Origin of the sequence: Bartonella massiliensis (genome assembly GCF_902150025.1) — a bacterium.
Classification (GTDB): domain Bacteria; phylum Pseudomonadota; class Alphaproteobacteria; order Rhizobiales; family Rhizobiaceae; genus Bartonella; species Bartonella massiliensis.
Map to the genome: position 1 here is coordinate 128,425 of NZ_CABFVS010000002.1, position 24,388 is coordinate 152,812.

General features: G+C 38.0%; 20 protein-coding genes, 1 other RNA gene and 1 pseudogene. All 22 read left to right on the forward strand.

All coding sequences use genetic code 11. The annotated features are described in order from the left end of the window. Positions 1 to 302 precede the first annotated feature (302 nt). The 22 genes and pseudogenes from FNZ60_RS00950 (at position 303) to truB (ending at position 23,944) form a co-directional block, all read left to right on the forward strand. Positions 303 to 710, forward strand: coding sequence for a hypothetical protein (locus FNZ60_RS00950; RefSeq protein ID WP_142415890.1), 408 nt, complete (start codon positions 303 to 305; stop codon positions 708 to 710). A gap of 1,515 nt (positions 711 to 2,225) precedes the next feature. Continuing rightward, positions 2,226 to 2,323, forward strand: an RNA gene (gene ffs / locus FNZ60_RS00955) — signal recognition particle sRNA small type. A gap of 228 nt (positions 2,324 to 2,551) precedes the next feature. Then, positions 2,552 to 4,465, forward strand: a complete 1,914-nt coding sequence (locus FNZ60_RS00960) for a DNA polymerase III subunit gamma/tau (RefSeq protein WP_142415891.1) — start codon at positions 2,552 to 2,554, stop codon at positions 4,463 to 4,465. A 14-nt stretch (positions 4,466 to 4,479) separates the two neighbouring features. Next, positions 4,480 to 4,803: a YbaB/EbfC family nucleoid-associated protein gene (locus FNZ60_RS00965; protein ID WP_142415892.1), complete on the forward strand. Its 324-nt coding sequence runs from the start codon at positions 4,480 to 4,482 to the stop codon at positions 4,801 to 4,803. A gap of 31 nt (positions 4,804 to 4,834) precedes the next feature. Continuing rightward, positions 4,835 to 5,440 (forward strand): recombination mediator RecR, encoded by a 606-nt coding sequence (gene recR / locus FNZ60_RS00970; RefSeq protein WP_142415893.1) that lies wholly within the window; start codon positions 4,835 to 4,837, stop codon positions 5,438 to 5,440. A 39-nt stretch (positions 5,441 to 5,479) separates the two neighbouring features. Next, on the forward strand, positions 5,480 to 6,508 hold the full coding sequence (locus tag FNZ60_RS00975) for a YeiH family protein (RefSeq protein ID WP_142415894.1): 1,029 nt from the start codon (positions 5,480 to 5,482) through the stop codon (positions 6,506 to 6,508). 614 nt (positions 6,509 to 7,122) lie between these two features. After that, positions 7,123 to 7,827, forward strand: coding sequence for a tRNA (adenosine(37)-N6)-threonylcarbamoyltransferase complex dimerization subunit type 1 TsaB (tsaB, locus tag FNZ60_RS00980; RefSeq protein WP_142415895.1), 705 nt, complete (start codon positions 7,123 to 7,125; stop codon positions 7,825 to 7,827). Then, positions 7,809 to 8,300 (forward strand): ribosomal protein S18-alanine N-acetyltransferase, encoded by a 492-nt coding sequence (rimI, locus tag FNZ60_RS00985; protein WP_142415896.1) that lies wholly within the window; start codon positions 7,809 to 7,811, stop codon positions 8,298 to 8,300. Before tsaB ends, rimI begins: the two co-directional genes overlap by 19 nt. Before the next feature lie 31 nt (positions 8,301 to 8,331). After that, on the forward strand, positions 8,332 to 9,708 hold the full coding sequence (gene miaB, locus FNZ60_RS00990) for a tRNA (N6-isopentenyl adenosine(37)-C2)-methylthiotransferase MiaB (RefSeq protein ID WP_142415897.1): 1,377 nt from the start codon (positions 8,332 to 8,334) through the stop codon (positions 9,706 to 9,708). 162 nt (positions 9,709 to 9,870) lie between these two features. Further along, on the forward strand, positions 9,871 to 10,974 hold the full coding sequence (locus FNZ60_RS00995; protein WP_425456821.1) for a PhoH family protein: 1,104 nt from the start codon (positions 9,871 to 9,873) through the stop codon (positions 10,972 to 10,974). Then, a complete protein-coding gene (gene ybeY, locus FNZ60_RS01000) occupies positions 10,971 to 11,462 on the forward strand; it encodes an rRNA maturation RNase YbeY (RefSeq protein WP_142415899.1) in 492 nt (163 codons plus the stop codon). The genes FNZ60_RS00995 and ybeY overlap by 4 nt, the downstream gene beginning before the upstream one ends. Before the next feature lie 85 nt (positions 11,463 to 11,547). Then, positions 11,548 to 12,573: a hemolysin family protein gene (locus FNZ60_RS01005; RefSeq protein WP_142415900.1), complete on the forward strand. Its 1,026-nt coding sequence runs from the start codon at positions 11,548 to 11,550 to the stop codon at positions 12,571 to 12,573. After that, entirely contained in the window at positions 12,536 to 14,170 is a 1,635-nt protein-coding gene (lnt, locus tag FNZ60_RS01010; RefSeq protein WP_142415901.1) for an apolipoprotein N-acyltransferase, read from the forward strand. The genes FNZ60_RS01005 and lnt overlap by 38 nt, the downstream gene beginning before the upstream one ends. Positions 14,171 to 14,319: 149 nt before the next feature. Continuing rightward, a complete protein-coding gene (locus FNZ60_RS01015; protein WP_005774131.1) occupies positions 14,320 to 14,733 on the forward strand; it encodes a helix-turn-helix domain-containing protein in 414 nt (137 codons plus the stop codon). Positions 14,734 to 14,864: 131 nt separating this feature from the next. After that, positions 14,865 to 16,133, forward strand: coding sequence for a methionine adenosyltransferase (gene metK, locus FNZ60_RS01020; RefSeq protein ID WP_142415902.1), 1,269 nt, complete (start codon positions 14,865 to 14,867; stop codon positions 16,131 to 16,133). Further along, positions 16,130 to 16,831, forward strand: coding sequence for a tRNA (guanine(46)-N(7))-methyltransferase TrmB (locus FNZ60_RS01025; protein WP_142415903.1), 702 nt, complete (start codon positions 16,130 to 16,132; stop codon positions 16,829 to 16,831). Before metK ends, FNZ60_RS01025 begins: the two co-directional genes overlap by 4 nt. A 127-nt stretch (positions 16,832 to 16,958) precedes the next feature. Further along, positions 16,959 to 17,656, forward strand: a pseudogene (gene rimP / locus FNZ60_RS01030) (ribosome maturation factor RimP). After that, a complete protein-coding gene (nusA, locus tag FNZ60_RS01035; protein ID WP_142415904.1) occupies positions 17,656 to 19,287 on the forward strand; it encodes a transcription termination factor NusA in 1,632 nt (543 codons plus the stop codon). Before rimP ends, nusA begins: the two are co-directional and overlap by 1 nt. After that, positions 19,288 to 19,923: an RNA-binding protein gene (locus FNZ60_RS01040; protein WP_142415905.1), complete on the forward strand. Its 636-nt coding sequence runs from the start codon at positions 19,288 to 19,290 to the stop codon at positions 19,921 to 19,923. After that, entirely contained in the window at positions 19,920 to 22,448 is a 2,529-nt protein-coding gene (gene infB / locus FNZ60_RS01045; protein WP_142415906.1) for a translation initiation factor IF-2, read from the forward strand. Before FNZ60_RS01040 ends, infB begins: the two co-directional genes overlap by 4 nt. 124 nt (positions 22,449 to 22,572) lie before the next feature. Beyond that, positions 22,573 to 22,977, forward strand: a complete 405-nt coding sequence (rbfA, locus tag FNZ60_RS01050) for a 30S ribosome-binding factor RbfA (RefSeq protein WP_142415907.1) — start codon at positions 22,573 to 22,575, stop codon at positions 22,975 to 22,977. 4 nt (positions 22,978 to 22,981) lie between these two features. Then, a complete protein-coding gene (truB, locus tag FNZ60_RS01055) occupies positions 22,982 to 23,944 on the forward strand; it encodes a tRNA pseudouridine(55) synthase TruB (protein WP_142415908.1) in 963 nt (320 codons plus the stop codon). Positions 23,945 to 24,388: the final 444 nt, after the last annotated feature.

Below are 24,388 nucleotides of genomic sequence, written 5' to 3' on the forward strand. Positions count from 1 at the left end.
TGTACTTTCCATTTTTCATATATAAAGAAGGATCTTTCAGAAAACATATCACTTTCTATAGCGATTTATTCCAATAAAAATAACGAACTTCTAAATTAGCTCATAAAAACAATTCAGCTTATCATCAGCGTATATTTGAGATAACAAACCATTCAAATTTCTTGAATTCAGATAATTTTCAACGTGCTTTTTATAGAACTATAAGATGCTATTTAACCATATTCTTTGTATTACGTTTGAATTTTCCTATTTATAAAAACTGATTTATAATTCATTCTACTTTAAGAAAAAAGGAAAGGATAATGAAAAAAAGCTTCACGAAAGGGTTATTAGCTGCCACTATTCTCACATGCTCTAGTGTTGCCTTTGCTGGATTTGGTGAGAGAGAATGGGATTTTGCGCCCGATGAAAGTATTACAATTGTCCCCTCCGATATCGTCCGTCAAGGAGCTGAATATTCTTGCGAGGTATTTAAACCGAAAAAAGTATCCTTTACTTTATCGTATTCAGCTCCTTCTGATTTAGACAAATTGAGAATTGTTGCTGATGATAATGAAAAAATAATCCACGATAAGGAAAAGAAGATCTTTATATTGAAAAATATAACATCTCTTCATATCAGCTTTCCTTCATCTGGAAATTATATTTTCAAAAATATTACGAAGAAAAAAGTTATTGGAACAAACTGTGATACAGGAGATTATGATTAATAATATTTCTCATCAATATCTAAGCTTCAACAAGTGATCTTGCTTTTTAGTTTTTTCAAAATCTGGCATAATAAATTATTAAAGCTGGATTTGTGGGGAGCTTTTTACTGCTATAGGCAATAAATATTTAAAAAAGTTTTGCAACAATTTAAATTATTCTGTATTTTTTGCTATCAAAGCTGATTTTAAAATTAAATAAAACAAGTTTTTCCTTCATAATAGCTTCATCTTAAAGCATTATAAAACGCATTTACACAAATCACTTAGGTTAATAAGAATGGTAACGCTATTGTAGATCTATACACGAAAAATCCCCACTGTATTTTTTCAGTGCTATTAACGCGAGAAACCCAATTCCATTTTAAATCATATTCGTTTAGGCTTTTGGAACAGATTATCTTGCTTTTCTCTCATTATTGAAGCGTTTCATGATTTTAATATCGCTTATATAAAAACACTGTTTTTACGCTTATGTAACCAGAACCGTCTTATTTTATAGCTCTTAATGTTGTCCCGACTTTTTGCATACATATAGTTCTTAAAAGAGCTATGAAATCTTGTCTCTAATGAAGGGAATCCATACGTTAATCCTTCTTGGAATATACAAAAAAAATTTTATTAATAATTAAGGGAATCAGCGTTCAAGAAAAAAGAGCAATAGCGTCTGCTTAGTCTTTAATATATATTTTAAGAGAAAAAATATTACATCTTTGTTATTCTTATTCACTATAGAAATAATATCGTAGCATTATAAGATATCAACTTTTCGTGATAAGTATTTGATTTTCTTAATATTAAATCCTTAAAAATTATAAATGGAAGTGGTATATGAGGCAAAATGATTGAAAAAAGACATAAAAATGCTTCTTATGAATCCTCTTAAATGCAAGAGACCACAATATTGGGGACTGTTAGATAATATGAGGGGGGACCAGCTTATCCTTTATATTAAGCATAAAGATGGTCGTGCACAATGAATTTGTACTTCATAAGCAAGTGTGTATACTCTTTACGAGTAATGTTGTAAAATAGCGTGAGATGTATAGAAAAATATCTTAAAAAACATGTAAATGGATAACATAAAGCTCTGCTTGAGATGTTCTGTTTTACATAAAGAGAATGATATCGTTCAATCAATATGTTATAATTATTCATAAAACAACACTCTTCGTCTAACTTCCTTATTTCAACCCATGCATGATCTCTATGCTTTATTTGCCTTTTTTATTGCAAATTTTCTATGCTTTCTCGTAGTTTTGGAACAGAGGTCCGTATCCAACTCTTACAGATTTGAGCAAATGAGCGTAATCATGCGTCTAGATTACCTTAAACGAAGTAAATATTTTATACTAAATATCATAGGAAGAGTTACTCTACTATGGAAACTGATAATTTTTGCCCTCTTTGTTGTTTATATACCCATAAATTAAACGCAAAAGAAAATTATTTCTCGTTCTTATGATATTTTTCGTTTCTAAGCTTGATTTTTCATGTCAGATCGACAATATAAACTTGGGAGGTTGGTGATGGACGAACTGCTCGCCAACTGGGTCAGGTCTGGAAAGAAGCAGCCCCAACGAGTTTTGGTACGGGTCATCGTGCCGGCCTCCTATTTTGCTGAAGAAGTTATTTTCATGCTATCTTTTAGCAAGGTATCGCCTCTTTCAAGAGTGGCCTTTGTGTGCAGCAAGTATTAAGGGACTTTGTTATTTTTAAGCTAATGATCCCATAAAAAATAAATTGATTGAGAAAAAATCCTTTTATATGAGAGTACGGTATTGACCTGTGCTTGGTCTATGATCAAAATGTACGCATAAAGAACTTCGAAGTTGGAAACATTCATGAAAAATGCACCGGTAGAAACAGCCTATCGTGTTCTTGCTCGTAAATATCGACCTCAAAACTTTTCTGACCTCATTGGTCAGGAAGCTATGGTGCGTACTCTTACCAATGCCTTTGAAAAAGGTCGCATTGCACAAGCATGGATGTTAACAGGGATTCGTGGTGTAGGTAAAACGACAACAGCACGTATTTTGGCACGTGCGCTCAATTATAAAACAAAAGATATTGACCAACCAACAACTGTATTAGACTCTCTTGGTGAGCATTGCACACAAATTATTGAAGGGCGCCATATTGATGTTATAGAAATGGATGCCGCTTCTCATACAGGTATTGACGATATTCGTGAAATTATTGAACAAATACGCTATCGTCCTGTGTCTGCGCGCTATAAGGTTTATATTATCGATGAAGTTCATATGCTCTCAACGCAGGCCTTTAATGGTTTGTTGAAAACTCTTGAAGAGCCACCATCCCATGTAAAATTTATTTTTGCCACAACGGAAATTCGCAAAGTTCCTATTACCATCCTTTCACGTTGTCAACGTTTTGATTTGCGACGGATTGAATCAAAAGCTTTGAGTGCACATTTGCGCCAAATTGCGCAATATGAAAAGGTCGAAGTAGAAGATCAAGCACTCTCTATGATTGTTCGTGCAGCAGAAGGCTCTGTCCGTGATGCATTATCCATTTTTGATCAAGCAATTGCCCATAGTAATGGCAATGTTAATGCCACGGCAGTTCGCACGATGCTAGGATTAGCGGATCAAGCACGTATTATTGATCTCTTTGAATTTATCATGAAGGGTAATGTTGTCCACGCATTACATGAATTACGCAATCAATATGATGCAGGCGCTGATCCCCTTACTATATTGACAGAACTAGCCGATTTTAATCATCTGGTCACACGTTTACGTTTTACACCAGAAATAGTGGAAGATTTCTCACTGACTGAAGAGCAACGTTTAAGAAGTTTAGACTTTTCAAAAAAACTTTCCGTTCCTGTTTTATCCCGAAACTGGCAAATGTTACTCAAAGGTTTACAAGAAGTTAATCAAACTGCACATCCACTTCAAGCTGCTGAAATGCTTTTAATTCGTCTTGCTCACACAGCTGACCTCCCCACTCTTGATGAAGCTTTAAAAAAGCTTACGCAAGAAAAAACATCTCTCACTCTCATTACAAATGCTCCTCATCAAGAATCCACAAACATCAACAACACAACAAAAGAAACAACAATTGATGTCCATGCTTCCTCAAGCGTTTCCAATACATCAACAGAGCAATCAGATTTAACACCATCTTTTGAAAACCAATTAGATCATTCCTTACAACCGGAAAACTCAATCAAGACCCAAACTCCTGAAAGCACCAACGCACCTGCAATAATGGAAACTGTTGATCTTTCTGAAAAGAATGCAAATTCATCGCATCTAGCAACGCAAGAGATTACCAAACCTAAAACTCTAGCGATTAATTCTTTGCACGATATTGTTAAATTAGCCGAACAACATAATGATGTTCCTTTCAAACTCCTCATTAAAGAATTTGTTCATCCTGTTTCTTTTGAAGACGGGCATATTACATTAAGACTTTCTGAAAATACTCCACGCTTTCTTACCCATGATATCGAAAAAAAGCTCTCTCAATGGGCTGAAAAACGCTATGTGATAACTTTTGTTAATGAAGGAGGCGGTCCAACCTTACAGGAAGAAAGTGTAGCGATTCAAAAAACTCTTTTTTCCAATGCAGAGACAAATCCTGATATTGCAAAAATCCTCAACCATTTCCCAGAATCAAAAATTGTCGATATTCGACTCAACAAAGAAGAAAATGATCTTGATTTAATCTATGATACCTTTAAAAATACCGGTCTCTTGAAAAATGAAAATGATAGTAATGATGAATAAGGATACCTATTCCTATGCGTGAAATGATGAGTATGATGAAAAAAGCCAAAGAAATGAAAGAAAAAATGCAGCAAATTCAAGAGGAAATGGCTAATCTGCAAGCTACCGGTACTGCAGGCGGTGATCTCGTCAGTATCACTTTAAATGGCAAAAATATTATAATAGCAATTCAAATTGATCCTTCATTACTCAAACCGGAAGAAACTGAAATTCTTGCGGATCTCATCATGGCGGCTCATAATGAAGCAAGGACAAAAATTGACAACGCACTAGAAGAAAAAACAAAGAACATGACAGCAGGGCTACCACTCCCATCAGGTTTCAAGCTTCCATTTTAATGAAACGGCTTTTTCCCATGGAACAAAATATATGTCTAAATACATTGCAGGACCTGAGATTGAGCGTCTCATTCAGATTTTAGCACGGTTGCCAGGTCTTGGTCCGCGTTCAGCGCGTCGTGCCGCGCTTCATCTTATTAAAAAAAAAGAAACTTTGATGGAGCCTTTAGGAGCGGCAATACAAGCTGCTGTCGATAAAGTTTGCATTTGTTCTGTTTGTGGAAATGTCGATACTGTTGATCCTTGTTCAATTTGTACAGATTCGCGACGTGATGATACAACAATCATTGTTGTCGAGGATATCGCTGATCTGTGGGCTCTTGAGCGTGCAAAAACTTTAGCAGCACGTTATCATGTATTGGGTGGACGACTCTCTCCCTTAGATGGAATAGGCCCTGACGAACTCAACATTGCTACCTTAATACAACGTGTTGAACAAAACCCAATTACGGAAGTTATTCTTGCTGTCAATGCAACTGTTGAAGGACAAACAACTGCTCACTACATCACCGATCAGCTTTCCAATTTTTCGGTTAAAATTACACGACTTGCTCATGGTGTTCCTGTAGGAGGTGAGCTCGATTATCTTGATGATGGCACTTTAGCGGCAGCCGTACAAGCAAGAACAAATCTTTAAAACTTTCTTTTAACTCTTTTTATGGGGGAAAATATTAAAATGATCAAAAAAAATCTGTCACTTTTAAACGACTTTGGTCCTGGTATTCTAGCATGTTTACTTATATCAGCCTTAGCTTACGGTTTAGAAGTCACAGAGAAGCAGCTTTTCTCCGAAGCATGGCTTGAAAGTCTTGTTTTAGCAATTCTCTTAGGATCAATCACCCGTAGTTGTTTTCCTTTACCAACGTATTTCCAAAAAGGGATAACTTTTTGTGCAAAAACACTTCTTGAAATTGCTATTGTTCTTTTAGGAGCAAGCATTAGTATTCACGCTGTTCTTTCAACCGGCTGGAGTTTGCTTGCTAGCATCATATTCGTTATATTCATAACTATTCTTATTAGTTTTTTTATCGGTAGATTTTTTGGGCTTTCTTCTCATTTAGCAATGTTGGTGGCTTATGGAAATGCTATTTGTGGCAATTCAGCTATTGTTGCCGTTGCGCCTGTCATTAAAGCAAAACATGATGAAGTCGCCGCATCAATTGCTTTTACTGCTCTTTTGGGTATTCTTATTATTTTATGTCTCCCTTTTGCACATCCATTTTTGAATTTATCCTTTAATCAATATGGTGTGCTTGCCGGCATGGTTGTTTACGCTGTACCACAAGTTTTAGCCGCAACAGCATCCATATCCTTTGTAAGTGTCCAAATTGCAACAGTTGTTAAATTGGTGCGGGTTTTGTTGTTAGGTCCTCTTATTTTTGCTCTTTCAATCATCTACCATCGCTCATCGCAAACACGCTTACGTTGGCACACTCTTGTGCCATGGTTTATTATTGGTTTTGTTATGATGATGCTTGTCCGTTCAAGTGGACTTATTTCTGAAGCAGCTATCAACCCCATTAAATTAACTGCTCAAGTATTAACGATCATCTCAATGGCAGCATTAGGATTAGGCGTTGATATCCGTTCATTAAAAAAAGCAGGCTGGCGTGTTATTTTGGCTTCAACTTGTTCCATCATTATTCTCGGTATTTGTAGCCTTATTATGATACAATTAATTAATTTAAACCAAATAACATTTTAAAATATTATTATTTCTTTTTTAACGGAGCATAACCATATAATTAATTCAAAGACACACCAATGTTGAATCAGCTCTTTCATAAAACAGTAGAACTTAAAAAATTGCTCATTATTCTATACTAAAAATTGAAAGAACTGTGATATTAGATATCCAGTGAAGACTATCAAACTGGCTTTTCAGTTCATAATGATTTGCAAGGGAGGAAGATCAAAATACATAGCGCATAAAAATAATACCATTTCCTTCATTATTGCTTTCATAAAGCTAAAGTTTTTATCAAAAATTGACAGAATATACTTTTTAATGAGGTCAAAACACTTACGAAAAGGAAAACACCCAAAATAAAATAAAGCATATGCAAGTTGCTCATTCACATGCTGATAAAAAAACTCTCAAGACACATAAACTTCCTTTTACGCCCCTATTCCCCATGAAGTGTATAAAATCAATATATTAATAATAAGGATCAAATCAACATCTCATCCTATTCCATAAAAAGATATTGTTGCTTATTGGCACTAGCAACTTTTTTACAAATAAACTATACAATGATAAAAGAAATTTAAAATACAGTAGACCTTTTGTCTATTGTCTTATTCAATTAAAATATTTTTATGCTTATTCTTGCTATCGATACTGCTTCAATTTATTGTGCTGTTGCGCTCATTCGTCATAAATCTGTTATTGCACGTATCAATGAGCGCATGAATAAAGGGCATGCTGAAAAACTTATTGGGCAGATTACACAAATAATGACACAAGCAAATATGACGCTTGATCAAGTTGAGCGTATTGCTGTCAATGTTGGACCTGGATCGTTTACGGGTATCCGTGTTGGTGTTGCCACAGCACGCGCTTTGGCATTAGCACTTGAGATACCAGCTGTTGGAGTAAGTGCACTTGAAGCTTTAGCTGCACAAGTCACAACCCGTAAAAATACTGCATCAGCAATTACTGTTGTCATTGAAGCAGGAAGAGACATGTTCTACCATCAAAACTTCCATCATGATCTCACTCCTTTAGGAGCGCCAGGATTAAAAACAATTGAAAATATCCTCGAAGATTTACCAAAAAAAACCCAACTGACGGGTCCAGCGACTGATATCGTTATGGAACACATTAAAAACCATAAAATAAACGAAAAAATTATCCTAGAAAAAATCCCTTGCGAAGCAGCGGATATTGCAAACTATGCTTATCTTGCCGCAAACAGACAACCAAAAAATTCACCTCGTCCCCTTTATCTACGCAGTGCTGATGCAAAACAACAAACCGATTTTGCTTTACCACGAAAAAAAGTATGTCCGAATTTTCATTGACAAAAAAACATTTTGGAATTGCTCCACTCCAAGTTAGTGATAGTGTTTCTCTTCACAAAATTCATCAACATTGCTTTACGCCTGCTTGGGAAAAACAAGCTTTTGATACCTTTTTAACAGATCACTCGATCTTCGGATACAAAGTTTTTCTTATTGAGAGATCTGATCAAATTTTAGGTTTTTGCCTATGCCGTCTCATTCTTGATGAAGCAGAAATCATCACAATTGCTGTCCATCCTCATCATCATCAACAAGGAATGGGCACTTTGCTTATCGATCGAACACTTCGCCATCTTCGCGATAAGCGTGCTACAAAACTATTCTTGGAAGTAGAATCTACAAATCTTTCTGCTTTAAACCTTTATCAACGCTTCGAATTTCAAAAAATTTCTGAACGTCTTGCCTACTATTCGTCAAAAAATAGTCGTGGTGATGCAATCATCATGCAAAAAACTTTTAAGCAAATAGATTGAGATTTATGTAAAAAACGTTTAGACAGACACCATGAATAAAGTGAATCCTAAAAATACATCTCCTGTGGCTCCTAAAAAGGTTTTTATCAAAACCTATGGGTGTCAAATGAATGTTTATGATAGCCAACGGATGACTGACAGTCTCAGTGCACAAGGCTATGTGACAACACAAACGCCCAATGATGCCGATCTTATTCTTGTTAATACCTGTCATATTCGTGAAAAAGCAGCAGAAAAACTTTATTCTGATCTGGGCCGTTTGCGTGTTATGCGTCAAGAACGAACACCGGATAAACCCTTGACCGTTGGCGTAACGGGTTGTGTTGCTCAAGCTGAGGGTAGTGAAATCTTGCGTCGGGCTCCAATAGTGGATCTCGTTATTGGTCCGCAAATGTATCATCGCTTGCCAGAATTGTTAGAAAAAACCAAACAAGGCAAAAAAATTATCGAAACGGATTATGCTGTTGAAGATAAATTTGCTCATTTACCGCCGCATAATAAACGTTCAGTTAGAAAGCGGGGTGTTAGCGCCTTTTTAACCGTACAGGAAGGGTGCGATAAATTTTGCACTTTTTGTGTTGTGCCTTATACGCGAGGTGCTGAAATATCGCGCTCTGTCGAACAAATTACCGAAGAAGCCCGTCAACTCATTGAAGCGGGTGTTAAAGAAATTACGCTACTTGGACAAAATGTTAATGGTTGGCATGGACAAAGTGCTGATGGCAAAACTTGGCGCCTTGGCGATCTTCTTTATCATCTTGCAAAACTCGATGGTTTAAAGCGTTTGCGTTATACAACCAGCCACCCGCGTGATATGGATGATAGCCTTATTGCTGCACATCGAGATCTTGATATGTTAATGCCTTACCTGCATCTGCCTGTGCAATCCGGTTCAGATCGCATCTTAAAAGCCATGAACCGCCAGCATAAAAGCGCTCATTATCTGCATATTATCGAAAAAATTCGAGCTGCACGACCAGATATTGCCTTTTCAGGCGATTTTATTGTAGGGTTTCCAGGAGAAACAGATGAAGACTTTGAAGAAACCATTAAACTTATTCAACAAGTACAATACAGTTCAGCTTATTCTTTTAAATATTCCCCCCGTCCTGGAACCGTGGGAGCCACAATGAAAAACCATGTTGACGAATCTGTAAAAGATGCCCGTCTTCAACATTTGCAAGTCCTTCTTCTTGAGCAACAAAATGCATTTTTGCGTTCTAAGGTTGGTCAAAAAACGGATGTTCTTATTGAAAAAACTGGGCGTCACTCAGGACAAATGGTAGGGCGTTCCCCTTGGCTTTTACCTGTTGTTGTGGATACAGAAGCCTCTACAGGGAGTGTGATAGAAATTCATATTAAAAATACAAGCTCAAACAGTTTTGTCGGTGAAGTGACAAATAGATAAATATGACTCTAACACCTTGTTCATAATAAATATTCTGGAAAACTCTTTTATTTTCAAAGGAAGTGATTACATCTAAAGCGTACGCTTTTGTAAAAGAAAATTTGTTTTTTATAAAGTTTACTCGAAAAAATATGTAATATTTATATAGATATGGAGAATAGGCTGAAAGCTTCAACTGAAAAGATAAATGCTGACATTAAAAAAACTGATTCCTTGGAACAAGAAAATGCTTCAGATACGAGTCAAGTTGTTTTGATTTTCGAAAATAATAAATATGCAAAAGCAGTTTTTGGTAAATTTGATGAAAATCTTGCTTATATCGAAAAAAAACTCAAACTTAGTATTCATCCACGTGGGAATGAAATCTTAATCCGTGGAAATATTTCTGTTATAAAGCGTGCGCAATATGTATTGCAGCAGCTTTATGAGCGTGCCAAAACACATCAAGAGCTCACTTTATCAGACATAAAAGGAGTGATTGCTATGACGAGTATACCACAAAAGCAGAAAGAAGCCACAATAACACACAAATCTGCAACGAAGCGTATACCAACACGGTTGAGCACCCATAAAAAAATAATTCATGCAAGGACTCCAATACAAGATGCTTATATACGCGCGATGGAGCATACTGAACTTGTGTTTGGTGTAGGACCTGCTGGAACAGGCAAAACGTATCTTGCTGTTGCTCATGCTGCAATGCTCCTAGAACGTGGTATCATTGAGAGAATTATTCTCTCACGTCCTGCTGTTGAAGCTGGAGAACATCTGGGGTTTCTTCCCGGTGATCTCAAAGAAAAAGTCGACCCCTATTTACGACCACTTTATGATGCTCTTTATGATATGATGCCCGCTGAAAAAATAGAACGCATTTTAGCTTCTGGTGTCATAGAAATTGCTCCTCTTGCTTTTATGCGCGGGCGAACGCTTGCCCATGCCGCTGTTATTCTCGATGAGGCACAAAATACGACACCGATGCAAATGAAGATGTTCCTTACACGTCTTGGAGAAGGAACACGTATGATTGTTACCGGTGATGTAAGCCAAATTGATTTGCCTATAGGGCAAAAATCAGGTCTTATTGAAGCCATCCGCATTCTTTCAAATGTAGACAATATTGCAATTGTACGCTTTGATGAAAAAGATGTTGTACGCCACCCGCTTGTTGCTGCTATCGTTCATGCCTATGATCGCGATTCTGAAATACAAAATAAAAAAAAATCACTCGCATGCGATACATTAAAAAATGAATTTGATTCATCATGATTATTATTGATATAATGGTTGAAAGCGCAGGGTGGAATGATGAGAAAATGCTTTATAATATTACCGAAAAAGCATTAACGGCAACGATGAATCGTGTTTCATTGGAAAATGTTGTAAGCGAAATTAGCCTGCTTTTTACGGATGATGAGCATATGGCACAAATCAATGCACAATGGCGTGGTAAAAACAAATCCACTAATGTATTATCCTTTCCTGCTTTTCCAATTAAAGCTGGCAATCCTCCCGGTCCTATGCTGGGTGACATTATTATTGCACGAGAAACTGTTGCTCTCGAAGCAGAAAAACAAGGAAAAATATTTCAAGATCATTTAACGCATATGATTGTTCATGGTATCTTGCATCTGCTTGGCTATGACCATGAAACTGATGATGAAGCACATCAAATGGAAAAGCTCGAAAGAGAAATTCTTCAAAAGCTCTCTATAAAAGATCCTTACGCTGAGTTATCTATAAATGATAGAAATTAACCTTTAACATTAATATTTAAGAGCATACCCTTTAAAACCTCTCATTCACCTATTACAAAGAGAAAATTTAGAAGATTTCAAAACCATGACAAACAAAACAAATACACAAAATAGTCGTCAAACATCTTCTAATAATGAAAAAGACCCCTCTCAACAGACGAATCATACAGAAAAATATTCCCTGATAAATCATTTATTTTCATTCTTACGGGGTCGTAATTATGCGTCTACGTCACTGCGCGATGATCTTACCGTTGCACTTTCGACCAACAATGAAAAAGATACCACCCTCTTCTCACCTGAAGAACGTACTATGTTGCATAATATTTTACGCTTGCGTGAAGCACGTGTGGATGATGTTATGATACCCCGTTCTGAAATTGAAGCATTGGAAATAAGCACTTCACTTGGAGAAGCCCTTAAATGTTTTGCAAAAATTGGTCATTCTCGCATACCTGTTTATGCTGAAACTTTAGATGATCCGCGTGGTATGATCCATATCCGCGATATTCTGAATTATATGACTCGCTTTATTATTAACCCTACAGAAACTGAACAGAAATCCGATTTGCTTCAATTAAACCACACAGATTTACATACCCCAATCGGTGAATTGGATTTGATCCGAACCGTTCTCTTTGTTCCCAGTTCTATGCTTGCAAGCAAACTCTTAACACGGATGCAAACCACACGAACACAAATGGCTTTAGTTATTGATGAACATGGGGGAACAGATGGTCTAGTTTCAATGGAAGATATTGTTGAATTGGTCGTTGGTGATATTGAAGATGAACATGATAATGTCGACAATGCTATCGTACGAGAGCACAACAATAAATGGCTGGTTGATGCAAGAACCGAACTAGAAGATGTTGAGAAAGCTCTTGGACCTGATTTTATCGTAGGCGAATATGGTGATGAGGTTGATACTATTGGCGGTTTAATTGTCTCCATTCTTGATCGTATTCCTGCAAAAGGTGAAGTTGTCGAAGCTGTTCCTGGCTATAAATTTCGTATTTTAGAAGCTGATAAACGCCGAATTAAGCGGTTGCGCATTTTTCGCATTCCAGAAAATGAGAATCTTAAAAATAATGCCATCCCTAAAGAATAGTCACGCAGCTTTAAATAATTTCCTCGTTTTTTTGTTCTCTGTTACCGGATGGAAGCGGCAGGCATGGATATTTCTATGTGGTGCTCTTACTTCCTTTGCACTTCCTCCTTTTTATTTAACGCCTCTTTGCTTTTTAACTTTTCCTATTTTTATTGTTTTACTTGACACAATAGGTTCCTCCCCAAAAAATAAAAAACATCTTTTTACCTATGCTTTAAGCTGTGGAACTTTTGGTTTTAGTTATTTTATTTGCGGACTTTGGTGGCTCTGCAATGCTTTGTTGACAGATCCAGATTCTTTTGGTTGGGCAGTCCCGCTCGCTATTTTATTTCCTCCTTTCTACCTTTCTCTTTATTGGTTTTTTTCTGGTTTCATTGTCGGTTTATTATGGGCAAAAGGAATAGCACGCTTTTTTGTTTTAGCCTTTGCCTTAGGATTGGCCGAGTGGTTACGTGCATTCTTATTCACAGGATTCCCATGGAATTCTCTTGGCTATACAGCCATGCCAACCCCGATGTTCATGCAATCTGACGCAATCGTCGGACTTTATGGAATGAATATTCTTGCTGTCTTAGCTTATAGTTTTCCAACAGTTTTACTCACGAGTGAAAAAAAGAAAGCTGCCCTTTTTCTTTGCTTATCACTTATATTCCTTCACAGTGGTTTTGGATTTTATCGTCTTAATACGATAGAAAATACAGCTGAAGATCAAAAAAGAAATTATTGGGTGCGCATTGTTCAACCTTCTATTCAACAAAATATAAAATTGCGCGCTAATACACGAGAAGCCATATTGGAAGCGCATATGAATCTAAGCGCAACACCAATAACTGGTAAAAATCCAGAACCCGATTTTATCGTATGGCCGGAAGCTTCCGTCCCTTACCTTCTCTATGATAACTCATCTATCACGATGCACATTGCCTCTCTTTTAAAACCTAAACAATGGGCTATTATCGGAGCGGTACGCGCTAGTGATGATCCTCCTCATTCCCAAACACAATATTTTAATACAATTGCCGTCATTAATGCTCAAGGTAATATTTTACACACTTCCGATAAACTTCATTTGGTCCCTTTTGGTGAGTATCTTCCCTATCAAAATTTATTGAAAAAAATAGGGTTGCATATTCTTGCTGATAATATTGGTGGATATAGTGCTGCACATGTGCGCAAAACTGTCACAATGCCAAACGGATTTTCTTATTTGCCCCTGATTTGTTATGAAGCAATATTTCCCCATGAAATGACTTTTAAAGGCTTACCGCCTCAAGCAATTATTAATGTTACAAATGATGCATGGTTTGGTGTAACACCAGGCCCCTATCAACATCTTCAACAAGCACAGCTTCGTGCCATTGAATTAGGTATCCCACTCATACGAGCAGCCAATAATGGAATATCAGCCGTTATTGATTCTTATGGACGAATCGTTGTAGCTCTTCAACAAAATGCTGTGGGCATTATTGATTCAAAAGTTCCATCATCCATTACCCCTATAGGAAGCAATGAATACAGAACTTTCTTTACTTTTATCTTATTCATCCTTATGCTCTTGTGTCGTATTGGTTTTGGTTCTACAAAACAACTTAAATGATTCAAGTGCTCCTTGTACGGTATTATGTTGCGTGTACCAGTAATATTGGGAAAAAATATTACATATTATTTTAATTATATGGTAAATCAACTTCGCATAAATCTGATGTTGGTTTAAAAGAAAAGTGCTGGAAATTAAAGAGTTACATTATGACCGAAACTAGAAAAAAACCTGACCCTATAGACATTTATGTTGGAACTCGTATCCGTTTGCGTCGTAATATTTTAGGACTTACTCAAGAAAAACTAGGTGAAAAATTAGGCATTACTTTTCAGCAAATCCAAAAATATGAAAAAGGAACAAACCGTATTGGTGCCAGTCGTCTTCAAGCGATCGCAGAAATTATGGACGTTCCTGTTTCTTACTTTTTTGATAAGGGCCTTACCTCTCAACAAGTAGAAGGTTTTGCTGAAAGTGATCACAATTTTATGGATTTTTGTTCTAGCAGCGAAGGTATTCAGCTCATGCGGGCTTTTACAAATATATCTGATGCTAAAGTGCGTCGAAAAATTATTGACTTGGCAAAAGCACTTTCTGAGGAAGATTTGACAGATAAGCTATAAAATTAAAATTATATTTTTTCTCTCTTGTTCATATAAATTTACATTGTCGATTTGCTGTGGAATTAGAAAGCCGTAGCAGTTTTAGTAGGCGATTAATTGAATTGTTGGTTTTCTTTTTTTAAGGAGTTCCTATGCCGCATCAAGATTATCTTTTTACAAGCGAATCGGTATCGGAAGGGCATCCTGATAAAATTTGTGATCGTATTTCTGATGAAATCGTTGATATGGTCTATAAAGAGGCGCAAAAGACCGATACTGATCCGTGGTTAATCCGTGTTGCTTGTGAAACGCTGGTCAGTGTCAACCGTGTTGTTATTGCCGGTGAAGTGCGTGTTCCCGATACGCTTTTAAAAAAAGATAAAAATAAAGAATTTATCTATGATGAAACTGGCTTTCCACTCATTAACCCTACGCGTTTTCGTACAGCAGCGCGCCATGCTATTCGTTCCATTGGCTATGAACAAGCGGGATTCCATTGGAAAACTGTTAAAATTGATGTTCTTTTGCGCCCTCAATCCGCTGATATTGCAAGAGGCGTTGATAATGCTACAGATCGGCATGGTGAAGAAGGAGCGGGTGATCAAGGTATCATGTTTGGGTATGCTTGCCGTGAAACGCCTGCCCTCATGCCTGCACCAATTTATTATGCGCATAAGATTCTCAAACTTCTTGCCGCAGCCCGCCATAAAGGAGAAGGCGAAACTGGAAAATTAGGACCGGATGCTAAAAGCCAGATCACCATACGCTATAAAGGTGGAAAACCAATAGAGGTAACATCCATCGTTCTTTCAACGCAGCATCTTGATGAAAGTTGGGATTCCAATAAAGTCCGTACAGTCGTTGAACCTTACATTCGTCAAGCTTTACATGATATCCCTATTTCAGCTCAATGCCGTTGGTATATTAATCCAACAGGAAAATTTGTCATTGGCGGTCCTCAAAGCGATGCTGGATTAACAGGACGCAAAATTATCGTGGATACTTACGGAGGTGCTGCCCCCCATGGAGGTGGTGCATTTTCAGGAAAAGATACGACAAAAGTTGATCGTTCTGCAGCCTATGCAGCACGCTATCTCGCTAAGAATATTGTTGCTGCTCATTTAGCAGAACGATGTACCATTCAACTCTCCTATGCAATTGGTATTGCACAACCTTTATCGATTTATCTTAATCTTCATGGAACAGGAAAAGTCGATGAAAAGATTATTGAAGCAGCCATTCGCAAAATAATGGACCTTTCCCCTACTGGAATTCGAAAACATCTTGACCTTAATAAACCAATCTATACAAAAACAGCTGCTTACGGTCACTTTGGGCGAAAGCCAAAGCATGATGGTTCGTTTTCATGGGAAAAAACTGATCTCGTGAAAACACTTCAAACAATGATCAAAATCCCATGATTCAACATAATACACGCAAAAGTGAAGCCTTTTTTGGACGCCGACAAGGAAAGCAGCTACGAAACAGTCAGCTTGCGCGTCTAAAAATGCTTCTCCCTCGTTTTAATATTGATTTAAATATCCCCCCTCCCTCAAATCTTACATCCTTATTTGCGAGTAAAGTAAAAGAAATTCGACTTGAAATTGGCTTTGGTGGCGGTGAACATTTACTCCATGAAATGGAACATTTTCCGCAAACCGGTTTTATCGGCATAGAGCCCTTTATCAATGGCATGGCCAAAATATTGTTGTCCCTTGAACAGCATACAGACTATCAAAGCCATCTTCGCCTCTATAATGATGATGCTACACGCCTGCTTGATTGGCTTCCTGATAACTCACTTGATGGAATAGATCTTTTCTATCCTGATCCTTGGCCGAAAAAGAAACACTGGAAACGACGTTTCATCAACATAAAAAATCTTAACCGTTTTGCTCGCGTTCTTAAAGTAGGGAAAGTTTTTCGCTTTGCTAGCGATATAGACAGTTATATAAACTGGACCCTTTATCATTGTGCACATCATGATCACTTTGAGTGGAAAGCAGAAAGCCCCAAAGACTGGAAAACCCCTTATCCATTATGGAGAGGAACCCGCTATGAAGAAAAAGCTTTACGCGAAGGACGAACACCAGCCTATCTTACCTTTATCAAGAAATAAATGATAAAATGCTTTTCTCATAAACAGCTTGAAAAATTTTGAATTTAAGAGTATTAATAGCTAAATTCTTGGTCTTATGATGAAGAGTGGGCCGTTGGACCCGCTCTTTTTTAATATCATAAAACTGATGAAAATAACGTGGATAAAATGTATGAACGAAGCGGAAAAAATAAGCAATCTTGACGAACCTCGCCTGTTTGAAGAAGATGGTATCGAAGCACGGATTGGGGCTCTTGTCGTACCACTGCTGAAACCTTTAGGGTTTCGCTTGGTTCGTGTGAAGCTTCTTGGACAAAATGGTTTAACACTTCAAATTATGGTTGAACGGGCTGATGGTTCTCTGACCGTAGAAGATTGTGAAACTGTTAGTCGGACTGTTTCCCCCCTCCTTGATGTGGAAAATGTTATTGAACGCAAATATCATTTAGAAATCTCATCCCCTGGGATTGATCGTCCATTGGTAAGAAAATCTGATTTTTTTCATTGGCAAGGACATCTTGCAAAAGTTGAAACAAAAATAACCATTGATGGGCGTCGAAAATTTCGTGGAACACTTACCAATATCACGCAAGATGGATTTATTTTAAATACGGATAAAGCTGCTTACGGAGAAGCCATGTATACCTCTATTTCCTTTTGTGATATCATGAATGCGCATTTAGTGCTTACCGATGAGCTTATTCGCGATGCATTGAAAAAAATAAAGTTTTGAATCAACAACTCATTGGCGAAGATAATCCTACCGACTCAATAGAGACGCTCAATTTCAAAAAACAATATCACTGGGGAATACCCGTCGTGTGGCACAAAGAAGGAGAAAATTGATGGCTACAAGCGCTAACAGGCTTGAAATTCTGCAAATTGCAGATGCTGTTGCACGTGAAAAGTCAATCGACCGTGAAATTGTCATTTCTGCGATGGCTGATGCAATTCAAAAAGCAGCACGTTCTCGTTATGGTCAAGAAACCAATATTCGTGCTGAAATCAATTCCAAAACAGGTGAAATTAAATTACAACGCCTGCTTAAAATCGTTGATGTTGTTGAAGACTATACAACGGAAATTACTTTGTCGGATGCACTCAAACGCCAAGCAGAGGCAAAAATTGGTGATTTTTTTGCTGATCCTTTACCTCCTATGGATTTTGGACGTATCGCAGCACAATCTGCAAAACAGGTTATTGTACAAAAGGTACGTGACGCAGAGCGTGATCAGCAATATGAAGAATTTAAAAATAAAGTTGGTGAAATTATTTCTGGTACAGTCAAGCGTGTGGAATATGGCAATGTTATCGTTGATCTGGGACGTGGTGAAGCTATTGTACGCCGCGATGAATTAATTCCGCGTGAATCCTTCCGCTATGGAGACCGTATTCGCGCCTTTGTCAATGATGTACATCGTGAAACACGTGGACCACAAATTTTCCTTTCACGCACACATCCTCAGTTTATGGTAAAACTTTTTACTATGGAAGTTCCAGAAATTTATGATGGTATTATAGAAATAAAATCGGTTGCCCGTGATCCAGGTTCACGTGCCAAAATTGCCGTTGTTTCACGCGATGGTTCCATTGATCCTGTTGGTGCATGTGTGGGAATGCGCGGAAGCCGTGTACAAGCTGTTGTTGCAGAGTTACAAGGCGAAAAAATTGATATTATTCCTTGGTCGCCCGATGCGGCAACATTTGTTGTTAATGCACTACAACCTGCTGAAGTTTCTAAAATCATTCTTGATGAAGATGCTGAACGCATTGAAGTTATTGTACCAGATGACCAACTTAGCCTTGCTATTGGACGACGTGGACAAAATGTTCGTTTAGCTTCGCAACTAACAGGATGGAACATTGATATTTTAACGGAAAAGGAAGAATCTGAAAATCGTCAAAAAGAATTTACTGAACGCAGTAAATTGTTTATGGAAGCCTTAGAGGTTGACGAAATGATCGGACAAGTTATGGCATCAGAAGGTTTTTCTTCTATTGAAGAAATCGCCTATATTGATCTTGAAGAAATCGCTTCTATTGATGGTTTTGACCATGATACCGCTGCTGAAATCCAAAATCGAGCGCGTGAATATCTCGATCATAAAGAAAAAGAACTTGATGAAAAACGCAAAAAGCTCGGCGTTTCTGACGAATTACGCACACTGCCTGGAATGACAAGTGCTATGCTGGTTGCTGTGGGTGAGGATGGTGTAAAAACAATGGAAGATTTTGCTGGCTATGCCGTTGATGATTTAGCTGGTTGGAGAGAACGCAAAGAAGGTCAAACAAAGAATTTTTCTGGTGTTTTAACTCCTTTTGACATTACACGCACAGATGCAGAAGCTATGGTTTTAGCCGCACGTGTACAAGCAGGTTGGATAGACCAAGCTGATCTTGTTACAGAAAGTCCTGTAGAAGATGAACATTCTGTAGAAAAAGAAACAACAGATGATTTGGATGTGGATACACTTTAAATGAATGAACGAACTTGCATTGTGACCCGACAAAATGCTTCAGCACAAACGCTGATCCGTTTTGTTATTGGTCCCAATAACCAAATTGTTCCTGATCTTAAAGCGAATTTACCAGGGCGCGGTGTTTGGATTTCTGCCCATCACACTGTTATTGAGAAAGCGATCAAACAAAAAGCTTTTCATAAAAATTTTAAAACAGATGTTGAGGTTGCATCAAATCTTGCGCATATTGTTGATACGCTTTTACTCAAAGCTGCTCTTTCAAGCCTTTCCTTGGCAAGAAAAGCGGGAGCTGTTGCTATGGGAGCAACGAAGGTTGATGCTGCTATCCGCTCTGGTCAAGTTATTCTTGTACTTCATGCTAAAGAAACAACAGAAGATGGAAAACGAAAAATTGCACAAGCTATCCATACAATACAACAACAAACAAAGCGGACAATAAAAACCATATCTTTATTTACAAGTGATGAAATGCGCGTAGCTTTTGGCTCTAATCCTGTTATGCACGCAGCCTTATTGGACACAAAGGCTGCTGAAGGATTTCTCAAAACAATATATAAATTGATCAGCTATCGTGATGTCAAGCATAGTAAGCCCGGTGAGATGACGGCTCAAGCCGTGAAGGAAGTACAATGAGTGAAAATAACAACGACAAAATAACAGGCAAGAAGACACTAACTCTCAAGCGGTCTGTCTTGGAAACAAGCACGGTCAAACAAAATTTTAGCCATGGCCGTACGAAGGCTGTCGTTGTCGAAACCAAACGACGTAAAATTACGCGACCTGATGAAAAACCTGAAACTCTTCAGCCTATTACAAAGCCGCACGTGGCCCCCCAGCGCTCTAAACCGCGTTTCGAGGAGAAAAAACCTCAAGAATCTGTCGCTAAAAGTAATCTTTCATCGGCTGAAATGGAAGCGAGACTTCGCGCATTAGAAGAAGCACATATCCAAGAAAGAATAACGCGAGAAAAAGCCGAAGAAGAAGCAAGACGTGCTAAAGAGCGTGAAAAAGTTTTACAACAAGCAATTAAAGAAAAAGAAATACAACACCAACAAGAAGAAGAAAACCCGCCAGTTCATATTCCACCTGTTCTCTCTGAGCCCCCTCTCATTGAACAGACAGAGATTCCTATTGCGCCTAAAAATACAGCTGTGATTGACAAACGCAAAATAGATGAAAATAAAGAGGAGGAACGCTATAGCCGACGTGCTAACCCTGGCAAATCAGAAATACGTGCACCAAAAGTTATCAAAGGAGCTGATGAGCGGCGTCGTGGAAAACTCACTCTTAATAGCGCGCTGGACGAAGAAGGAAGTGCGCGTGGACGCTCAATGGCTGCAATGCGGCGCAGACAGGAAAAGTTTAAGCGTGCACAAAACCAAGAACCAAGAGAAAAAATTTCTCGTGAAGTTGTTCTTCCTGAAACGATTACCATTCAAGAGCTCGCACAACGTATGACGGAGCGTTCCGTTGATGTCATTAAATTCTTGATGAAACAAGGACAAATGATGAAACCGGGCGATGTTATTGATGCAGATGTTGCTGAACTCATCGCAGTTGAATTTGGTCATACGGTTAAACGTGTTTTAGAATCTGACGTCGAGGAAGGTATCTTTAATATAACAGATAATCCGCAAAACATGCAGCAACGTCCCCCTGTTGTAACCATTATGGGCCATGTTGACCACGGAAAAACTTCTCTTCTAGATGCTATTCGCAAAGCCAATGTTGTTTCTGGTGAAGCAGGCGGTATCACCCAACATATTGGAGCTTATCAAGTAGAACAAAACGGTCAAAAAATTACCTTTATTGATACACCAGGACACGCAGCATTTACAGCTATGCGTGCTCGTGGTGCTCGTGTGACCGATATTGCTGTTCTTGTTGTCGCTGCTGATGATAGTGTTATGCCGCAAACGATTGAATCAATTAATCATGCCAAAGCTGCTGGTGTGCCGATTATTGTTGCAATCAATAAAATTGATAAACCAGCTGCGAATGCACAAAAAGTGCGTACAGAGCTTCTACAACATGAAGTGTTTGTTGAAACGATGGGGGGTGAAACTTTAGACGTTGAAGTTTCCGCTAAAACGGGTCTGAATCTTGATAAACTTCTCGAAGCTATCCTTCTTCAAGCTGAAATGCTTGATCTGAAAGCAGATCCTCAGCGAACAGCAGAGGGCGTTGTCATTGAAGCTAAATTGGATCGTGGACGCGGATCTGTTGCAACCGTTCTTGTGCAAAAAGGTACATTACATCCTTCTGATATTATCGTTGCTGGAAATGAATGGGGGCGTGTGCGTGCTTTGATTGATGACCATGGTCACCATGTCAAAGAAGCCGTTCCCTCTACACCGATTGAAATTTTAGGAATGCAAGGAACACCCCAAGCTGGAGACCGTTTTGCTGTTGTCACGCATGAAGCAAAAGCACGCGAAATTTCTGAATACCGTCAACGGTTAGCGCGTGATAAAGCTGTTGCTCGACAAACCGGTTCGCGTGGTTCTCTTGAGCAGATGATGACAAAATTACAAACGACTGGTATTAAGGAGTTTTCTCTTATTATCAAAGGGGATGTACAAGGATCCATTGAAGCAATTGCTTCAGCATTGGAAAAACTAGGAAATGATGAGGTTCGTGCGCGTGTTGTACATTCTGGTGCTGGAGGAATTACCGAAAGTGATATTTCTCTTGCCGAAGCTTCTAACTCAGCTGTAATTGGTTTTAATGTTCGAGCCAATAAGCAAGCGCGTGATTTTGCGAAAACACAAGGAATTGAAATTCGTTATTATAACATCATTTATGATCTTGTTGATGACATCAAAGCGGCCATGTCTGGGTTGCTCTCACCAGAACAGCGTGAAACTTTCCTTGGTAATGCTGAAATTCTAGAAGTCTTTAACATTACAAAAATCGGAAAAGTCTCTGGATGTCGTGTTACAGAAGGTAAAATAGAACGAGGGGCTGGTGTTCGCCTTATCCGCGATAATATCGTTATTCACGAAGGAAAACTCAAAACACTCAAACGCTTTAAAGATGAAGTTAATGAAGTGCAAAGTGGTCAAGAATGTGGCATAGCTTTTGAAAATTATGAAGATATGCGCGCAGGAGACATTATTGAGACCTTCCGTATCGAACATATTAATCGCACATTATAAGATAACCCCATAACTTTACTCTGTTTTAAAATGGATAAAGTTATGGGAATTCTATACACAGTGTCTCTTTTTTGCCTTATCTGGATGGTCAAAAAAGAGGGCTTGGAGTAGGGATAAAATTTTGATGAAAAATGCAAGGCCATCACAACGGCAACTTAGAGTAGCAGAGCAAGTACGTCATGCAGTAGCGCATATATTACAGCGTAATATTTTGTTTGATGATGTCTTAAAAGATATTGTCATTTCTGTTTCTGAAGTACGCATGTCACCAGATTTAAAAATTGCTACTTGCTTTGTATCACCTCTTAGCACGCTTAAAAATGCTTCCCATACTGATGTTGTTGATGCCCTCAATAAGCATAGTCGTTTTCTCCGTGGAGAAATCAGTCATGCGTTGCGACAAATGAAATATATGCCAGAACTGCGTTTTAGACTTGATAATAGTTTTGATAATTTTTCAAAAATTGATGCCCTCCTCCGATCGCCTGAGGTTGCGCGTGATCTTCATCGTGATAAAGATGAGGATTAAAGATATGGCACGGCAACGCAAAAAAAAGGGACGTCCTGTTTCTGGCTGGATCATATTTGATAAACCAAAAGGAATGAAATCAACAGAAGCTGTCTCACAAATCAAATGGCTCTTTCATGCACAAAAAGCAGGACATGCAGGGACACTTGATCCTCTTGCTTCTGGTCTTCTTCCCATTGCCTTAGGCGAAGCAACCAAAACCGTTCCTTATGTGATGCAAGGCAAGAAAACTTATCGTTTTCATATCGCTTGGGGGCAAGAGCGTTCAACAGATGATCTAGAAGGAGAAATAACAAAAACATCTCTTAAACGTCCAACACGAGAGGAAATACTTGCTCTTCTTCCTCAATATACTGGTATTATTTTGCAAACACCTCCACAATTTTCAGCAATCAAAATTGCTGGAAATCGTGCCTATGATCTCGCACGTGAAGGAGAAATCGTTGAAATTGCGCCCCGTGAAGTGGAAATAGAAACTTTTAAATTAATAGAAACACCGACCAAAGAGTACTCTGTCTTCGAAATAACTTGCGGAAAAGGAACTTATGTACGTTCTTTAGCGCGCGATATGGGACGGGATTTGGGATGCTATGGGCATATTGCTGACTTAAGACGTATTGCCGTCGCACCTTTTGATGAAGAGGATCTCATCACATGGGATGAACTAAAAGCAGCAATATCGCCAAATAAAAATACCACAGATGAAAATGAGCGTTTTTTTGAAAAAGACTTTTCAACACTCGATGAACTGCTCATTGAAACAGGAGCTGCATTAGATTGTCTCCCTCATTATCCGCTTACTGAAACCCAAGCACTGAGAGTTATGAGAGGACATTCTATTCCTTTGTGTGCTCATAAAACACTTCTTGACGAAGAGGAAGTTTGTCTCCTCTATAAGGAACAACTTCTTGCTATTGGCATTCTCAACAAAGGTCTATTTAAACCAAAGCGGATTTTCACAATTTAAGTGTTTCTTTCTTATAGCTGTCTTTTGTTGAAAGATATTGCTCTCTATAAAATTAAGAAAAATATAGTGCTTTTCATTTCTCTAAACGCACCTCATTTAGATAAGAATTTAATAAGAGGCTTTCCTCTTTCAATCATTTTTACCCACACACCCGCCCCCGTAATGTACAAAAAAATATTTGGACTGATTCAAAAGCGAAACCGACTTGAAATGAAATATCATACGATATTCTAGACTTTTACATTCAATAGGTAAAAACGATAAATTATTCTATATAATCAATGTGTTGTAATTATATTCATTACATTTCAGTTTAAAAGATTTCTATCACTTTAAATCAACACTTTGATCATTACAATATACACCTACACAATCTATTTTTTTCTAAAAGAATTTATTTAAAATAGAGAGATTCCAACCTTAAACCTTAAACACAAGGATAAT

Excerpts from the sequence above, each read along its gene's own strand:
- FNZ60_RS00950 (WP_142415890.1), top strand. The coding sequence starts at position 303 with ATGAAAAAAAGCTTCACGAAAGGGTTATTAGCTGCCACTATTCTCACA.
- FNZ60_RS00960 (WP_142415891.1), top strand. The coding sequence starts at position 2,552 with ATGAAAAATGCACCGGTAGAAACAGCCTATCGTGTTCTTGCTCGTAAA.
- FNZ60_RS00965 (WP_142415892.1), top strand. The coding sequence starts at position 4,480 with ATGCGTGAAATGATGAGTATGATGAAAAAAGCCAAAGAAATGAAAGAA.
- recR (WP_142415893.1), top strand. The coding sequence starts at position 4,835 with ATGTCTAAATACATTGCAGGACCTGAGATTGAGCGTCTCATTCAGATT.
- FNZ60_RS00975 (WP_142415894.1), top strand. The coding sequence starts at position 5,480 with ATGATCAAAAAAAATCTGTCACTTTTAAACGACTTTGGTCCTGGTATT.
- tsaB (WP_142415895.1), top strand. The coding sequence starts at position 7,123 with ATGCTTATTCTTGCTATCGATACTGCTTCAATTTATTGTGCTGTTGCG.
- rimI (WP_142415896.1), top strand. The coding sequence starts at position 7,809 with ATGTCCGAATTTTCATTGACAAAAAAACATTTTGGAATTGCTCCACTC.
- miaB (WP_142415897.1), top strand. The coding sequence starts at position 8,332 with ATGAATAAAGTGAATCCTAAAAATACATCTCCTGTGGCTCCTAAAAAG.
- ybeY (WP_142415899.1), top strand. The coding sequence starts at position 10,971 with ATGATTATTATTGATATAATGGTTGAAAGCGCAGGGTGGAATGATGAG.
- FNZ60_RS01005 (WP_142415900.1), top strand. The coding sequence starts at position 11,548 with ATGACAAACAAAACAAATACACAAAATAGTCGTCAAACATCTTCTAAT.
- lnt (WP_142415901.1), top strand. The coding sequence starts at position 12,536 with ATGAGAATCTTAAAAATAATGCCATCCCTAAAGAATAGTCACGCAGCT.
- FNZ60_RS01015 (WP_005774131.1), top strand. The coding sequence starts at position 14,320 with ATGACCGAAACTAGAAAAAAACCTGACCCTATAGACATTTATGTTGGA.
- metK (WP_142415902.1), top strand. The coding sequence starts at position 14,865 with ATGCCGCATCAAGATTATCTTTTTACAAGCGAATCGGTATCGGAAGGG.
- FNZ60_RS01025 (WP_142415903.1), top strand. The coding sequence starts at position 16,130 with ATGATTCAACATAATACACGCAAAAGTGAAGCCTTTTTTGGACGCCGA.
- nusA (WP_142415904.1), top strand. The coding sequence starts at position 17,656 with ATGGCTACAAGCGCTAACAGGCTTGAAATTCTGCAAATTGCAGATGCT.
- FNZ60_RS01040 (WP_142415905.1), top strand. The coding sequence starts at position 19,288 with ATGAATGAACGAACTTGCATTGTGACCCGACAAAATGCTTCAGCACAA.
- infB (WP_142415906.1), top strand. The coding sequence starts at position 19,920 with ATGAGTGAAAATAACAACGACAAAATAACAGGCAAGAAGACACTAACT.
- rbfA (WP_142415907.1), top strand. The coding sequence starts at position 22,573 with ATGAAAAATGCAAGGCCATCACAACGGCAACTTAGAGTAGCAGAGCAA.
- truB (WP_142415908.1), top strand. The coding sequence starts at position 22,982 with ATGGCACGGCAACGCAAAAAAAAGGGACGTCCTGTTTCTGGCTGGATC.